General features: G+C 56.2%; 14 protein-coding genes. 9 read left to right on the top strand and 5 right to left on the bottom strand.

The features are described 5' to 3' along the window. Nucleotides 1-15: 15 nt before the first annotated feature. The 6 genes from AAC622_RS07270 to mgtE all read left to right on the top strand — a co-directional run bounded on the left by AAC622_RS07270 (nucleotide 16) and on the right by mgtE (nucleotide 8,388). Entirely contained in the window at nucleotides 16-2,547 is a 2,532-nt protein-coding gene (locus AAC622_RS07270; protein WP_340261145.1) for a putative PEP-binding protein, read from the top strand. A gap of 179 nt (nucleotides 2,548-2,726) precedes the next feature. After that, nucleotides 2,727-3,431, top strand: a complete 705-nt coding sequence (locus AAC622_RS07265) for a cell wall hydrolase (RefSeq protein ID WP_340261144.1) — start codon at nucleotides 2,727-2,729, stop codon at nucleotides 3,429-3,431. Between the two features lie 115 nt (nucleotides 3,432-3,546). Further along, nucleotides 3,547-4,473, top strand: a complete 927-nt coding sequence (locus AAC622_RS07260; protein ID WP_340261143.1) for a dihydroneopterin aldolase — start codon at nucleotides 3,547-3,549, stop codon at nucleotides 4,471-4,473. 50 nt (nucleotides 4,474-4,523) lie between these two features. Beyond that, entirely contained in the window at nucleotides 4,524-5,543 is a 1,020-nt protein-coding gene (gene folP, locus AAC622_RS07255) for a dihydropteroate synthase (RefSeq protein ID WP_340261142.1), read from the top strand. 4 nt (nucleotides 5,544-5,547) lie between these two features. Then, nucleotides 5,548-6,891 (top strand): phosphoglucosamine mutase, encoded by a 1,344-nt coding sequence (gene glmM, locus AAC622_RS07250; RefSeq protein WP_340261141.1) that lies wholly within the window; start codon nucleotides 5,548-5,550, stop codon nucleotides 6,889-6,891. Between the two features lie 105 nt (nucleotides 6,892-6,996). Further along, entirely contained in the window at nucleotides 6,997-8,388 is a 1,392-nt protein-coding gene (gene mgtE, locus AAC622_RS07245) for a magnesium transporter (protein WP_340261497.1), read from the top strand. Here mgtE and AAC622_RS07240 read toward each other — a convergent pair. The 4 genes from AAC622_RS07240 to AAC622_RS07225 all read right to left on the bottom strand — a co-directional run bounded on the left by AAC622_RS07240 (nucleotide 8,385) and on the right by AAC622_RS07225 (nucleotide 13,044). Further along, nucleotides 8,385-10,127: a hypothetical protein gene (locus AAC622_RS07240; RefSeq protein WP_340261140.1), complete on the bottom strand. Its 1,743-nt coding sequence runs from the start codon at nucleotides 10,125-10,127 to the stop codon at nucleotides 8,385-8,387. The genes mgtE and AAC622_RS07240 overlap by 4 nt on opposite strands. A gap of 132 nt (nucleotides 10,128-10,259) precedes the next feature. Then, nucleotides 10,260-10,853, bottom strand: a complete 594-nt coding sequence (locus AAC622_RS07235; RefSeq protein ID WP_340261139.1) for a hypothetical protein — start codon at nucleotides 10,851-10,853, stop codon at nucleotides 10,260-10,262. Nucleotides 10,854-10,976: 123 nt separating this feature from the next. Continuing rightward, entirely contained in the window at nucleotides 10,977-11,300 is a 324-nt protein-coding gene (locus AAC622_RS07230; protein WP_340261138.1) for a hypothetical protein, read from the bottom strand. Between the two features lie 451 nt (nucleotides 11,301-11,751). Then, nucleotides 11,752-13,044 carry an O-acetylhomoserine aminocarboxypropyltransferase/cysteine synthase family protein gene (locus AAC622_RS07225; protein WP_340261137.1) on the bottom strand — a complete coding sequence of 431 codons (1,293 nt, stop codon included), beginning with the start codon at nucleotides 13,042-13,044 and terminating at the stop codon, nucleotides 11,752-11,754. Nucleotides 13,045-13,205: 161 nt separating this feature from the next. Here AAC622_RS07225 and AAC622_RS07220 point away from each other — a divergent pair, with 161 nt between their 5' ends. The 3 genes from AAC622_RS07220 to AAC622_RS07210 are packed head-to-tail and all read left to right on the top strand — an operon-like array spanning nucleotide 13,206 to nucleotide 14,754. After that, nucleotides 13,206-13,583, top strand: coding sequence for an NADH:ubiquinone oxidoreductase subunit NDUFA12 (locus AAC622_RS07220; RefSeq protein ID WP_445322605.1), 378 nt, complete (start codon nucleotides 13,206-13,208; stop codon nucleotides 13,581-13,583). A 39-nt stretch (nucleotides 13,584-13,622) separates the two neighbouring features. Beyond that, entirely contained in the window at nucleotides 13,623-14,075 is a 453-nt protein-coding gene (gene mlaD / locus AAC622_RS07215; RefSeq protein ID WP_340261136.1) for an outer membrane lipid asymmetry maintenance protein MlaD, read from the top strand. A gap of 1 nt (nucleotide 14,076) precedes the next feature. After that, entirely contained in the window at nucleotides 14,077-14,754 is a 678-nt protein-coding gene (locus tag AAC622_RS07210; RefSeq protein ID WP_340261135.1) for a DUF2155 domain-containing protein, read from the top strand. Here the strand turns inward: AAC622_RS07210 and aat are convergent. Continuing rightward, nucleotides 14,718-15,374: a leucyl/phenylalanyl-tRNA--protein transferase gene (aat, locus tag AAC622_RS07205; protein WP_340261134.1), complete on the bottom strand. Its 657-nt coding sequence runs from the start codon at nucleotides 15,372-15,374 to the stop codon at nucleotides 14,718-14,720. The two genes, AAC622_RS07210 and aat, sit on opposite strands and share 37 nt — an antisense overlap. Nucleotides 15,375-15,409: the final 35 nt, after the last annotated feature.

Raw genomic sequence — 15,409 nt, 5'->3', positions numbered from 1 at the left:
GAGTAAGAATTGCAAATGAAAAATCGCCCCGACTATACGCTGATCACCGCCACGGCGGATATGCACACAGCCACTCATGGCAATCGCGCCAAATGCTTGCAGCGTTTGGTGCGCTTGGGTTTGCCCGTGCCTTTGACAGCGGCTTTGTCCTTTGACGCTGTGCGCCAAATCGCGCAAGGGGTGGTTCCTGATCTGGCCCCGCTTTGGGCTGAGTTTGGCCCTCATGCCTTGGTTTCTGTGCGCTCCAGCAGCCAAGCTGCGGATTGGGGCGGGCCCGGCACGGTGCTAAATATCGGGATGAATGACGAATTGGCTGAGCATTTGGCCAAGGTTCATGGGCGCAGCGCGGCAGATCAGCTTTATGTCAATTTCATCCGCGCCTATGCGGTGGATGTCTTGCGTCTGGATGCCGATGAATTTGAGGGGCCACTGACCCCACGGATTGCCAAAGACTATTTCGAGGATGAAGCGGAGGAGGCCTTTCCCCAAGACCCCGCCGTGCAGTTGCGCGAGGTTCTGCGCTCTATGGCGCGGGCGTGGGAGGGGACAACCGCGCGGCTGTTGCGGCAGGCGCAAGGCGCACCTGCTGATGCGGGTCTTGGTCTTGTGGTGCAGCGCATGGCACTGGGTGTCGGTGAGGGCGTTTCGGGCTCTGGTATCGTTCAAATGATTGACCCCGACACGGGAGACGCCGATGTGATCGGTCGTTTCGTGCCGCAGGCGCAGGGCCGGGTGGCATTGCGTGATGATGATGCGCTCTACATCCGCAGTGATGCGCGTGGCCATTCCCTTCAAGATGCGGCGCCAGAGGCCTATCATGACTTGATCGCTGCGGGCGCTTTGATGCGTGAGAAATTGCGCGAAGAAATGCAGATTGAATTCACCTTGATGAATGGTCAGCTGAACATTCTTGACGCGGTGCGCGCGCCCCGGTCTGCACGCGCGGCAGTCGCAACGGTGGTCAATTTGGCCAATGATGGCGTTATTTCGCGCGGCGAGGCTTTGTCGCGGATACCGCCCTTTTCCTTGGGGCAATTGTTGCACCGTCAGGTGGATGCCGAGGCCCCGCGTGATGTTTTGGGGCGTGGTATTGCCGCCGCACCTGGGGCTGCGACCGGCAAGATTGTCTTTTCGTCTACCGCGGCCCAGGCCTTGGCTGCGCAAGGCGAAGCCACAATTTTGGTCAAACGCGAAACCAGTTCTGAAGATGTGCGTGGGATGCACGCCGCGCAGGCCGTTTTGACCGAGCGGGGTGGTATGACCAGCCATGCCGCCGTGATTGCACGCGGGCTTGGTTTGCCCTGTGTGACAGGCGCAAACAGCCTGCAACTGGATATGCGTAAGAAAACGCTCACCACCGCAGGGCGGCGCGTGTTCCATGAGGGGGATGTGATTACTGTTGATGGCTCCTCTGGTGATATTTTGGTGGGGGCGGCCAAGATGATCGAGCCTGCTGTCGGCGGAGCCTTTGCCACGCTGATCCACTGGGCCGATGAAATTCGCGACATCGGCATTCGCGTCAATGCGGACACAGTTGAGGATGTGGAAACCGCGCAGCAATTCGGTGTTGACGGGATCGGATTGTGCCGCACAGAGCATATGTTCTTTGATCCAAATCGCCTGACTTTGATGCGCGAAATGATTTTTGCCGAAACCGAAAGTGACCGGGCGGCAGCCTTGGACCGATTATTGCCGATGCAACGGGGGGATTTCACCGAGCTGTTTAAACGGATGCAGGGCAAGCCCGTGTGTATCCGACTGTTTGACCCGCCTTTGCACGAATTCTTGCCCTCAGATCGCGATGGCATTCGCGCCTTGGCCGAAGCGTTGGATTTGCCCGTAAGCCGCGTGGCCGCGCGCATTGAATCGTTGCAAGAATATAACCCAATGCTGGGGATGCGCGGCGTGCGTCTTGGGATCACCGTGCCTGAGATTTATGACATGCAGGCCCGTGCGATTTTTGAGGCAACCATTGCCGCAAGCGAGGGGAAAAATCCCGTTGTTCCCGAAATCATGATCCCGCTTGTTTCGGCCAAGCGCGAGGTTGAGTTGGTAAAATCACGGGTGGATGTGGTCGCCGCCGCCGTTGCCGCCCAAAACGGCAAAAGTTTCACCTATCGCCTTGGGGTAATGGTTGAGACGCCGCGCGCAGCGTTGCGGGCAGGTGAGATCGCGGAATCTTCGTCCTTTTTGTCATTTGGAACCAATGACTTAACCCAAATGACCTATGGTTTGTCGCGCGATGATGCGGGGCGCTTTATGTCGGCCTATGTTCAGCAAGGTGTGTTTGTGGAAGACCCGTTTACCCGCTTGGACACGGAAGGGGTGGGTGAATTGCTGCTCATCGGCGCAGAACGTGGGCGCGCTGTCCGCCCCGAAGTGACCCTCTCCATCTGTGGGGAGCATGGCGGTGATCCAGATTCGATCCGCTTTTCGCGGATCGCTGGTTTTGACTATGTGTCTTGTTCACCTTTCCGTGTTCCCTTGGCCAAGCTGTCGGCGGCACAATGGGTGTTGGAGGATGAGACTCTCCCCGCAAAGCGTTGATATTGCGCTGAGTCTGCCATCTGATTTGCCAAGGCCTACGTCTAAATGATGCGGTGTGCTGCGCGTCAAACGCAAAAACGTGGGTCAAGTTGTCGGTTTTAGAAAACCGTGCTAATGGCTCTGTCGCATTCTGATCAACGGATTGCGACATTGGGGATCAACCCCAAGGAGCAGAGGTAATGGGTTTCAAACAGGCATGCGCTGCGATTGCGGCCTCCTTGTTATTTATGTCACATGCCGCCTTGGCGGAAACGTCCTCAATCTATGATGGGGATTATCCCGTTGTTATGTCATCTTCGCAGCCGCAAGCCGGTTCGATGGAGTTGCGCCTATCGTCTTTGATGTTTGATGAGCGCGCTGCGTTGCGCGGCATCAGCCCCTCACAAGTTGCCCGTTTGGGTGCGGCTGTGCGCTCCCGCTTTGGTCGAAATGGGGCGCCGCGTCAGATTTATAATGAAGCCCAATTGATGTCGTTGCCCCGTCCACGCAGTAACGCGCAGCATCGATGCCTCACCGAGGCGCTTTATTTCGAGGCGCGTGGTGAACCGATCCGCGGTCAATATGCCGTGGCCGAAGTGATTTTGAACCGCGTGGATAACGACAATTATCCAGATAACATTTGCGATGTCGTCTACCAAAACGCGCATCGGCACTTGGCCTGCCAATTCACCTATGCCTGTGATGGCATCCCTGAAAATGTGACGGATCGTGCCACATGGGACCGCCTGACGCGCATCGCCCGTTTGATGATGGATGGCGCGCCGCGCACCCTCACCTCAGGGGCTACGCATTATCATGCGGATTATGTCCATCCTGACTGGGCACGGGTTTATCCCCGCACTGCCACGATTGGGCAGCATCTGTTCTATCGTCAGCAATATTAAGCGCAGCGCAAGAGCGGGTCGCTGATAGCGCGGGTTGCGGCGGTTTTGACGCCTGTCTTTTGCTGTGTTTTGGGCTATGCAACCTGCAAAAAGACGATCACGAAAGCCTACGCCTATGACGGATGATATTCGACTTGCTTTTGCCCACCCGTCCGAGCGGGCCAAGGCGACCGCCACAGATGCCCCCCTTGATCGTATTTCGATGTCTAATCATGAGCGGGATGTTGAAATCGGCGCCTTTCAAGCCGAGCGCGGGATTTTGCAGCGCATCCGTTTTAATGTGGTCGTAGAGGTGCGCTCTCAGGCGGAAAGCGCCGAGGATGATGTGGATCGCATTTTGTCCTACGACCGCATTGTCGAGGCGATTGATGCCGAACTTGCGCAGGGCCGTGTCAATTTGCTGGAAACGCTCTCGGTGCGAATTGCAGAGCGGGTCTTGAGCCACCCATTGGCTGCGCGCTGTTTCGTGCGAATTGAGAAATTGGACCGCGGGCCCTATGTTTTGGGGGTCGAGATTATGCGCGAAGCAGAGACCAATCAGCGCCTTAGTCTTCTTGCGGATGATGGCCCGCATCCTTTGATCGTGTATTTGGCCAATGATGCAATTGCACGCCCTGATTTGGCGCAGCTTCTGGATCACCTTGAGCAGGCAGGTGCCCCTGTCATTCTATGCGTGGGCAGCACGGGCTTGGCGCAGCCTCAAGCCCGCCACGGCCTGCCGCAGCGGCGGATTGATCTGTTGGATATGGAAAAGAACGCTTGGGTCTTGGCCTCTTGCGATGATCGCTGTGTGGTGGTGGACAGTCGCACAGAATTGGACTGGGCCATGCGGCAGGGGCAAATTTCGGTTTGGGCCCCTTCAAAACTGGTTTTGGACAGTGCCGAACCACCCAAAGGGGCTAAAGTGACGGGGGAGCAATTGGCGCTGTGGTTGGCCGAGCAATTTGAGGCGCAGCGTATTGTTTATTTGGGCGGCCACCCGCCGTTGAAATCGTCTATCCCTGTGCAGGCATGGCCGTTTGACGTGATGCCTGATCTTTAATCTGGGCAGTAAACTTGATGGACGCTGAGCCACAGGGTAGGGCTAATCCTATGTCTGATTATTATCGCCCCATACCTGTTACGGGCCCCGCGATTGGGCCTGCGGCCGTGCCCCTTGCAGGGGGCTGGTGCCATTTCACGCATGTTGAGCGGTTAAGCCGCACGGGCGCGCGCGAGATTTTGCCCGCCGCAGACTTGCCCGCGGCGTGGCGCGCGCCTTTGACGGCAGCGCGTGGTGATTTTGCGACTGTGCCTATGCGGCACCCAAGCCTTATGGGGATTTTGAACCTCACCCCAGACAGCTTTTCCGATGGTGGGCGACATGAGGACATCCAAGCCGCGCTGGAGCAAGCCCATCGTCTTGTGGCGGAAGGCGCAGATATTTTGGATTTGGGCGCAGAAAGCACTAGGCCAGGCGCCAAAGAAGTGCCGCAGCAACAAGAAATCGCGCGCCTGATGCCTGCGCTAGAGGCGTTGCGCGGCTCTGGCGTGATCTCGCTTGACACGCGCAAGGCCGATGTGGCGCGTGCGGGCCTTGCTGCGGGCGCGCAGGTGATCAACGATGTTTCAGGGCTGCGCTTTGATGCAAATATGATTGAGGTTCTGCGCGAGAGCCGCGCGCCCGTGATCCTGATGCATTCGCTTGGCACGCCTGAAACCATGCAAGATTTGGCCCCCGATGCCTATCAAGATGTCGTTCTCGATATCTACGATGGGCTTGCTGCGATGCGCGATCAGGCGCTTTCTGTAGGGCTGACGCATGACCAAATCCTGCTTGATATTGGGGCGGGCTTTGGCAAGACCTTTGCGCAAACCCGCGCGTTGTTGCGTGACATCAGCCTGTTCCACGGGCTTGGCTGTGGGTTGCTTTTGGGCGTATCGCGCAAAGGGTTTGTGGGCCATGTGACGGGGATCAAAGAGGCAGATCAGCGTGATGCCGCATCGGCGGCAATCGGCCTATGGGCCATATCGCAGGGGGTTCAGATGCTGCGTGTCCATGATATAGCCGTGCATCAAGCGATGATTTCTGCCTATATGGCAGCAAGCGGTTTGACCCTTGGGGAGGGGTAATAAAATGGCACGAAAATTATTTGGCACAGATGGGGTGCGGGGTCAGGCAAACAGCTATCCCATGAACGCCGATATGGCGCTGAAATTGGGTGCGGCGGCAGGGCGCTATTTCCGCCGTGATATGGAGCGCGGCCATCGTGTTGTGATCGGGAAAGACACGCGCCTGTCGGGCTATATGTTGGAAAATGCGCTGACGGCGGGCTTCACCTCCACGGGCATGGATGTTCTGTTGCTGGGGCCTGTGCCAACCCCTGCTGTGGGCCTTTTGACCCCCTCCATGCGGGCAGATGTTGGTGTGATGATATCCGCAAGCCACAACCCCGCCTTAGATAATGGGATTAAGTTTTTTGGCCCTGATGGATTCAAACTGTCAGACGAGGCAGAGGCCGAGATCGAAGCCCTTGTCTTTGGGGATGTTCAACCTGCACAAGCGGGCAATATCGGGCGCGCGCGGCGCATTGATGATGGTCGTTTCCGCTATGTCGAACGCGTCAAAGGCACATTCCCCCAAGGTCTGAGCCTTGAAGGTTTGAAGGTTGTCATCGACTGCGCCAATGGTGCCGCATATCGCGCCGCCCCCGAAGTGCTTTGGGAATTGGGCGCCGAAGTCGTGGCGATTGGCGTTAGCCCTGATGGGTTCAATATCAACGAAAATGTCGGGTCAACAAAGCCGCAAGCCGCGATTGCCAAGATCAAGGAAACAGGGGCCGATGTGGCCTTGTGCCTTGATGGCGATGCTGATCGCATTGTGATCATTGATGAGGCTGGCCAAGTTGCGGATGGGGATCAGATCATGGCGCTGTTGGCGGCGCGATGGGCGGATGAGAACCGTCTCAAAGGTGGTGCATTGGTGAGCACTGTGATGTCAAATTTGGGATTGGAACGGTTTTTGGGCGGGCGCGGGATTGGCCTACACCGCACGGCCGTTGGGGATCGCTATGTTGTCGAGGCGATGCGCACAGGTGGCTATAATCTGGGCGGTGAGCAATCGGGCCATATCGTCATGAGCGACCATGCCACCACGGGTGATGGGTTGATGGCAGGTTTGCAATTCTTGGCTGAAATGGTGCGCCAGAACAAGCCTGCAAGCGCGCTTGCCCGCAGCTTTGATCCCGTTCCGCAGATGTTAGAGAATCTGCGCTTTTCACCTGACAAAGCCCCGTTAGAGGCAGCATCAGTCAAGGCCGCCATCGCCGAAGCAGAGGCCCGATTGGGGCAGGCGGGGCGTATTTTGATCCGTAAATCAGGCACAGAACCCCTTATTCGCGTTATGGCCGAAGCCGAGGATGAGGGGCTAATGGCGGCTGTGGTTGGGGATATTGCAGCGGCCATTCGCGCCGAGCTGTAACTCCGCGCTGACTGTCCCTTTTGGGATTTTTCGCAAAACCACCTTTTCAGATCGGCTTTGCAATGTCATACCCCGCGCGACGCCTGATCTTGTTGCGCGAGGTGGATCATTTTGGACGAACAAGACCTCCATCTAGTTGATGATCGTGACGCTTATGCGTTGGACGATAGTCTGCGCGCGCAATTGCGGCGTGCGGTTAGTGCCGAGGATGTAGATGCCATCGATGAGTTGATAGAGCCGCTACACCCTGCTGACATCGCTGATATTCTTGAACAAATCTCCAGCGGCGAGCGCGCAGCCCTTCTGGCGCTTTGGTCGCGTGGGATTGATGGTGAGGTTCTCTCTGAACTTGATTGGTCAATCCGTGAAGACATTTTGCCGCTTTTGCCAAGCGATGTTCTGGCCGATGCTGTGCGCGAGTTGGACTCGGATGATGTTGTTGATCTGGTCGAAGACCTAGAAGAAGATCAGCAAGGGGCTATTCTTGGCGCGCTTGACGATGCGGATCGGGTCGCGGTTGAACAGGCGCTGAGTTTTCCCGAAGGATCTGCTGGGCGTCTTATGCAGCGCGAGGTGGTGCGCGCGCCCGAACATTGGAATGTCGGGCAGATGATTGACTATCTGCGTTCCGAAAAGGCGGAATTGCCCGAACAATTCTATCACATCATCCTCATGACCCCTGCGATGAAACCTGTGGGTTATGTCTCGCTTGGGCGGTTGTTGTCGAGTGCGCGGGCAACATCATTGAAAGACATTCTGGAAGACAGCTTTCGCACCATCCCTGCCAAGCAGGATGAGGATGATGTCGCCTACGCCTTTAACCAGTATCACCTGATCTCTGCGCCCGTTGTCGATGATGATGGGCGATTGGTTGGCGTGATCACCATTGATGACGCCATGAGCGTTCTTGATGAGGTCAATGAAGAGGATTTGCGCCGCCTTGCAGGTTTGGGCGTGGATGAAAGCCTTAGCGACACGACCTTTGAAACTGTGCGTCAACGCTTTCCTTGGTTGTTCGTCAATTTGGGCACCGCGATTTTGGCCTCGGTGGTGATTGCACAATTCGAAGCGGTGATTGCGCAATTGGTGGCCTTGGCCGTGTTGATGCCGATTGTCGCCTCTATGGGGGGCAATGCCGGAACGCAAAGCCTTGCCTTGGCTGTGCGTGGGCTTGCAACACGCGACCTCACCTCCGCCAACCTGTGGCGTGTTGTAATGCGTGAGGCGGGCGTGGGGGCTTTGAACGGTTTGGCCTTTGCCCTTGTGATGGGCATTGTGGGTTATGTTTGGTTCGATTCCGTTCTCTTGGGCGGCGTCATTGCAGGCGCAATGGTGGTTAATCTTGTTGTGGCGGGATTGGCGGGGATATTGATCCCCGTTGCGTTAGAACGCTTTGGCGCGGATCCTGCGCTCGCCTCTGGCACATTCGTGACCACAGTCACCGATGTTGTGGGCTTCTTCGCCTTTCTTGGCCTCGCAGCACTTGTCCTGATTTAGCCGTTTGGCACCTCTAGCGTGATATTTTCGCCGTCCTTGATGTATTGAAGGCTGTCATCGCCAATCGCGGCGACCCGCCCCCCGTCAAGACGATCTCCAACTTCGACCGTAACAAATCGACCCGATGGCAGGCGCACCAAGGCGCGGCGGCTGCTCGAAGGGCCAGTGACACCAATCAAATTCGTGTCGCGCAAATTTATGGCATTGCGATTGGTCGCGGCGCGGGTCACCCGTTCGCCGGATGGGGTGTCGGTGCTGACGGCGGCAATTTCCGCCTCAATTTCCTCATCTGCGCCTGATTGTGCCGCGGCCTCTGCAGCAACGCCATTTGGTGCAGCGGCGCTTGCAGGTGTTGCAGCGGCCACCACTGCCTCAAAGCCCGAGGGGCGGGCCTGTGGCAAAAGCGAACGCGCGACAGCCAAATCGCTGATCAAGGCCTGATTGGCGCTGCGTCCTTCACTGACGGCGAGGGCTACTGCCTCGGCGGCGCGGGCCGCTTCGGCAATTTCTTGAAGTGAGGCGGGGCGCAGTTGCGGCGTGATGCCGCTTAATTCGCTGCGCGTAAAGCCGTTAAATTGCTGGCGCTCAAGGATTTCTGCGAAATTCTCAGGTCTGAGGCGCGGCAGCGTGGCTGCCAATGTTTCGATTTGCTCAAGCCGTGCCGCACGGGCCGCTTCTAGGATGGCATCGGGGCGCGGGATTGCCGCAACGGGGGGCGCCGCATCAAAGACCAATACTCCATCGGGGTTCAACGCCCCCTCAGGGGTTGGATCGACAAGACCCGCGCTGTTCAAAACGCTGCCCGCGCCAAAGGGGATCGGCGAGAGGATTGGCGGCGGGGTATCATCGCCGATACCGCCCAAGGGTGGGCGTAGGGCCAGTGCATCTTGTTGGGTCAGGATCGGGTCAATCGCGGCAAGGATGGTGCCGTCACGCCGTGGCCTTGGCGCAGTAAGGGTAGGCGCTGTCGCCATAAGTGCCACATCGGGCGCAGGCAGGCCGTTTGCCACAGGCGCGCTTGGGGCGGGCTCGGCAACTGGGGGCGTTGCTGCGACAACAGCGGGGGCTTCAGGCGTCACATCCTGCTCTGGGGCAGAAGGCATCAGGAGAAATGCCGCAACAGTCACGCCAAGCCCCCCGCCAAGACCAAGGGCCATTCCTTTGCGAAAACGCGGCACGAAGAGCGCGATGTCCTCTAGGCGAATTTTGCGCTTGGGGGCAGGAATGGTCGCAAGGTTTTGCACATGCGGTGTCGGTTTGGGGCGCTTTGCCAAATGAAAGATGGGCGTTCCATCATAATCATCTGGCAGTGTTTCCACGGTCAATGCCACAGCCGTGATCCCGTAGGATTTTATAAACTCTTGCGCGGCTTGGATGGTTTCCGCTGCAATGGCGGCGATTTGGATCACGGAATCCGTGCGTAGCCAATCATATTGCAATTCCGACAATTCATAGGGGGTGAGGCCATCCAGTTTGGCCTCGACTGCGCGCCGCTCAGCGGCGGGGGTGGCCTCATCAGGGGCTTCGCAGCTTGTAAACAGAACTTGCTCGCGCGGGACAATCACCAAAACTTGGGCGTTGTCTTTGGCCTCAATCAGAGATTTCATCTGCGCGAAAGCGGCGCTGAGATCCTCTGCATCTGGTGCAGTGCGAACGATTACCTCCCACGCATCATCAGAGCGGCGTGAAGCAAGGCTAATGGCCTCGGGCGACAGGTGTAGCGTGAACTCCGTGCTCAAAATACCGATGCGCTTCTCGTTAAGTGGGCCAAAGGGGGGGGGTAATTTTTCCCTCCTCGCGCCTAACTCTATACGATAGTTGCAGGGGGCATAAACCAGATAAGCGCTATATTTATAAAAATTTGAACGAGATCAGCGCCGTTGCTCGTAGGCGCGTGTCAGGGCGAGGGCGATCAACAGCACACTCATCAGCAGGCATGCATCAAACAGTGCGACAGCCGCCAATTCAAACAGTGCTGAAAGTCCAAATTCTGCGTTGGGCGCTATCGCCCATGCACAGATCATCAAGATTGCACTACTTGCGATAGTAACGGGTGGTAACACCCGCCATGACTGGCGCTGTGCCACTGTGATATAGTGCTCCAAGAAGGCCAGCAGTTTGAACGCGAGAACGGGCACCGTGAGCCCGATCATGCCCAGTAAGAAGAGATGGGCATCATTTTCGGTGTCGTAGATATATACAGTCAGCGCGATACCTGGCAGGCCGTAGAGAAGCCCAGAATGTGAATAAAGCCAAGCGGTCAGCACTTTGGCGATGGTTGCAAAGCCAAAGAAGATCAAAACGGACTCCGTGGCATAATGGAGGGTCGCATTGGTTTGGCTCATCAAGCCATGATTGATCAACGCGGCACCCAACAGGGCTGAGGACACGAAAAAAGCGGTTTTCAGATGTGAAACAGCGCGCAGGAACGCAGGTCCCGCAAGACATTTAAACCATTTAACCACGCGGTTGACTCCTTTGGAGCTGAGAGCCCGCTCCGAACTACGATAACCAATCTTAAAGTCTTGTTGTTAATAAAGACCTATTACTCATGCCTAAAGATTGCAAATGCTTAAATTTGACTGATGTCAATCGTCACGCTGCAAAAGACTGGGCCAATGCTCTGTCTTGCGATAATGTTTGGCGCGACTGTCAGAATTCAACTGTATAAACCCCTTTTTCATAAGAGATTTCAGTGCACGATTGAATGTGGCTGTGGGGACGTCTCGCATCAACGGATGATTGTGGATTTCTGCAGATGTTAAAATCTCGTCTGGATTTTCAGCCAAAAGGTCGATCGCGTATAGAAGATCAAGTTCTACTTTGGGCAGCGAGACAAGACCTAAGTCCCGCTCAAGCGACGCCAAAAGCTGGCGCATGCGCGGCAACACATTGAGCGAGCTTTGATCCACGCTTAAACTCCGTACTAACCGACCGCGCGTTTATACCAATCTCGCTGCTAAGCCGCTCATATCTCATATCTATATGTAACTATAATTAATATATGTTTCCTAAATACAACGCCTTCTCTGCATTGAAATTCATAAAAAATAATCAAAATGATTGAAAACGAGCGCCCGATGTGTCACATGCGATTCACGGGGAAATCTCAGACCTGAATTCTTGATGCAAGCGCCTTAGTCGGGTGAATCAATTTGGGACTTTTCCGCAGATATTGGAACGCCCCTCCTGCAGCTGGCCAATCTTGCAGGTTGGGTGCGGGCTACTCCGTAACCCCATCGTAGCCCGGGGCAGAGGCCAGTCCCCAGTTTAGCAGCCGACACTGGCCTCTGCCCGAACCTATCAAAAACCCCCATCTAAATCTGTTTGGACGGGGGTTTTTCTTTTTCAGTGGCGCAAGGTTTACGCGGTTGCTTTGGCCAAGGCCTGATCAAGATCGGCAATCAGATCATCTGCATCTTCAATCCCAATGGAGACACGCACCACATTAGGTGCTGCCCCCGCTGCTTGTTGCTGTTCTGGGGTCAGCTGGCGGTGGGTGGTTGATGCTGAATGAATGATCAGCGAACGCGTATCGCCCAAATTGGCGACATGACTGAACAGCTCAAGACTATCTACCAGTTTCACACAAGCCTCATATCCGCCTTTCACAGCAAAGGTGAACAATGCGCCCGCACCTTTGGGGCAGATATCCTTGACCCGCCCATGATACGGCGAGGATGGCAGACCCGCATAGGTCACGAAATCAACGCGGGGATCCTTTTCAAGCCATGCAGCGATTTTCGCGGCATTCTCAACATGGCGCTGCATCCGCAGCGACAAGGTCTCAATCCCCATCAGCGTATAATGCGCCGCTTGCGGGTTCATGGTCATCCCCAAATCGCGCAAGCCAATCGCGATTGAGTGGAAGGTAAAGGCCATCGGCCCCAACGCCTCGTGGAATTTTAAGCCATGATAGGCGGGTTCAGGTGCCGAGAGCGAAGGAAATTTATCATTGGCTGACCAGTCAAATTTGCCGCTATCAACCACACAGCCGCCTGTGACAGTGCCATTGCCCGTGAGATATTTTGTGGTGGAATGCACAACCAATGTCGCGCCATGTTCAATTGGGCGACAGAGATAAGGTGTTGCAGAGGTGTTATCCACGATCAAGGGGATGCCTGCGCCATCGGCGATATTCGCAATACTGCGCAGGTCGGTGATATAGCCACCAGGGTTTGCGATGGCCTCGCAGAACACGGCGCGCGTGTTATCGTCAATCGCCGCTTTCACCGCGTCAAGATCATCGAAATCAACAAATTTTGCAGACCACCCAAAGCGTTTGATGGTCTGGCTGAATTGGGTGACTGTGCCGCCATAAAGGCGCGTAGAGGCCACGATGTTGCAGCCTGGCCCCATGAGCGGAAACAGGGCCATGATCTGCGCCGCATGACCAGACGAGCAACAAACCGCACCAACACCGCCCTCTAGGGTCGCGATCCGCTCTTGTAGCACAGCGACTGTGGGGTTGGTCAGGCGCGAGTAAATAAAGCCGACCTCTTGCAAGTTAAACAGACGCGCCGCGTGATCAGCATCTTTGAACACATAGGCCGTGGTTTGATAGATCGGCGTTTGGCGTGCGCCTGTTGCAGGGTCTGGATGCGCACCTGCATGGATCTGCAGCGTGTCAAATTTTAGGCTTTTGGGGTCGGACATGGCGTTTTTCTCCTCGCGTGTTTCCCTGAGGGTTATGTTTAGGGCGCTGGCGTGTGCAAAACAACATCTGTCGCAGTTGTTATTGGCATTGCCCCTAGACCTTAGCGGCGTGTTGCGGCATTAGAAGACAAAACGACACGCGATTTAGTTTGGAGATTGTCATGCTCTCATTCCTGCTGCGCCTTGTGACTTGGTGGAATGGTCAGACGGTTGGAACGCAAATCTACACTTGGCGGAAGGGCCAGAAGGTTGGTGAGGATGCGCAGGGCAATGTGTTCTACCAATCCCGCGATGGCAAACGCCGTTGGGTGATTTTCAATGGCGAGGCCGAAGCCAGCCGCATCAGCCCTGATTGGCATGGCTGGTTGCATCACACATGGGATAAATCCCCTGCCGATGCTCCGCTTGCGCGCAAGGCGTGGGAAAAAGAGCACGAAATGAACCTGACGGGATCAGAAGCGGCCTATGCGCCTGCGGGTTCGTTGCGTCAGGCCGCACCAGTCGCGCGCAAGGATTACGAGGCATGGAGCCCCGAATAAGCCTGTGCGCTTTTTTGGAAGCATGAGAGGGGTTCCGTGATGGCCGAAAATAGATTGAGCGAAATTTTGGTCGGCGGTGCGGTCTTGGCCGTAGCTGCGGGGTTTCTGCTCTATGCCGCTGAAATCGGCGGGATCGGGCGCAGCACGGGGTCAAGCTACGAGGTATCGGCGCTGTTCCGCTCTGCAGAAGGGATCGGAATTGGTACAGACGTGCGCCTTGCGGGCGTTCGGGTCGGCACTGTCAGCAGCCTCAATCTTGACCTTGCCACCTTCCGCGCAGAAGCGACCTTGAATATCCGTGACGATATTCTGTTGCCTGATGACAGCATTGTAAGCATCGCATCAGAGGGGCTTTTGGGTGGGTCATTTGTTGACATCCAACCAGGTGGTTCGCCGTTTAACTTGACCGCTGGGGATGAGGTATTAAACACACAAAGTTCGGTCAGCCTTGTGACCTTGCTGATGCGCGCCTTCTCGGGATCTGGGCAGTAACATGCGGGCGCGTCTGGCGGGATTGGCGTTGATATCAGCCTTTTGTGTAGGCCCTGTGGGCGCGCAAGATCAAACCTTGGGTTTGAATGGGCAAGTGTCGGCCGATGGCATTGTTGTGATCCCGATTGATCCTTTGCCGCTTGATACTGGCGCAGAGACAAGCCGCCCGCAAACCTTTGGTGAAGGCAGCCTTCCTCTTGGCAGCGGCACAGTTATCGCGCCTGCCCCCGTTATGGGGGAGGTGGCGCCTGTGATCGTGCCGCAAGCGGAAACTGGGGATGTGACCCTGACCGATAATGGCGATGCGGGGCAATCGGGTGTACTCTTGGAAACAAGCCCCGCTGAACCTGATTTGGGCGGCGTGACGTCCATCACAGAAATCGCAACAGAAACGGGGTCAGGGGCGCTGTTGCGCGCCTTAGACAAAACCTTGGCGCAATCGCGTGATTTGGAATTGGCGACTGGGGCCGCGGCGCGGCTTGGCCGTATCACGGTTGAAATGGTTGAATGCCGTTATCCTGAGAGTGACGCCAATTCAGATGCTTTCGCCCATATGCGCATCACCGACACCGATGGGCGGGCCTTGTTTGATGGATGGATGGTGGCCTCCAGCCCCGCGCTGATCGCCTTTGATCACCCGCGCTATGATGTATGGGTGTTGCGCTGTAGCACATCCTGAGGGGTGAATAGGCCCCCGCCCGCCATGAAATCTGCATGTTTCTCAAGCGCCGCATCAAGCCGCTTGCGATAGTCGATGCGCGAGATCTCGATAGCACCTAAGCGGATCAAATGGGGCGTGGTAAATTGCACATCAAAGAGCGTGAACCCGCCTGCATTGAGGCGCGCGACCAAATAGGCGAGCGCAATTTTCGAGGCATCACGCGCCCGCGAAAACATACTTTCCCCAAAAAACGCAGCCCCAAGCGCCACCCCATAGACACCACCCACCAGATCACGCCCTTGCCACAGCTCAAGCGAATGGGCGAATCCATTCTCATGCAGCGCGCTGTATAAAGCGGTTATTTCCGCATTAATCCATGTTTCGTCCCGATCCGCACAGGCGGCCACAACACCTGCAAAATCGCTATTGATCCTAATCTCAAATGGGTTTTGGCGGATCCTGCGGGCAAGGCTGCGGGATATGTGAAAGCCGTCTAGCGGAATGATCCCGCGCCGTTTTGGGTCAACCCAAAATAGGTTTGGGTCATCGCGGCCCTCGGACATTGGAAATATGCCCGCTGCATAGGCTTGCAACAGAAGTTGCGGGGTAATTTCAAGGGCGGCTTGGGTGTCGGGCATGAGTGAAATTTAGCATGATAAAGGCCAAAATGCTG

It is taken from the genome of Roseobacter sp. HKCCA0882 (assembly GCF_037805225.1).
Taxonomy (GTDB): Bacteria; Pseudomonadota; Alphaproteobacteria; order Rhodobacterales; family Rhodobacteraceae; genus M30B80.
This window is presented reverse-complemented; position numbering and strand designations above follow the sequence as displayed.

Coding starts and splice junctions, on each gene's coding strand:
- AAC622_RS07270 (WP_340261145.1), top strand. CDS start 16: ATGAAAAATCGCCCCGACTATACGCTGATCACCGCCACGGCGGATATG.
- AAC622_RS07265 (WP_340261144.1), top strand. CDS start 2,727: ATGGGTTTCAAACAGGCATGCGCTGCGATTGCGGCCTCCTTGTTATTT.
- AAC622_RS07260 (WP_340261143.1), top strand. CDS start 3,547: ATGACGGATGATATTCGACTTGCTTTTGCCCACCCGTCCGAGCGGGCC.
- folP (WP_340261142.1), top strand. CDS start 4,524: ATGTCTGATTATTATCGCCCCATACCTGTTACGGGCCCCGCGATTGGG.
- glmM (WP_340261141.1), top strand. CDS start 5,548: ATGGCACGAAAATTATTTGGCACAGATGGGGTGCGGGGTCAGGCAAAC.
- AAC622_RS07225 (WP_340261137.1), bottom strand. CDS start 13,044: ATGTCCGACCCCAAAAGCCTAAAATTTGACACGCTGCAGATCCATGCA.
- AAC622_RS07220 (WP_445322605.1), top strand. CDS start 13,206: ATGCTCTCATTCCTGCTGCGCCTTGTGACTTGGTGGAATGGTCAGACG.
- mlaD (WP_340261136.1), top strand. CDS start 13,623: ATGGCCGAAAATAGATTGAGCGAAATTTTGGTCGGCGGTGCGGTCTTG.
- AAC622_RS07210 (WP_340261135.1), top strand. CDS start 14,077: ATGCGGGCGCGTCTGGCGGGATTGGCGTTGATATCAGCCTTTTGTGTA.
- aat (WP_340261134.1), bottom strand. CDS start 15,374: ATGCCCGACACCCAAGCCGCCCTTGAAATTACCCCGCAACTTCTGTTG.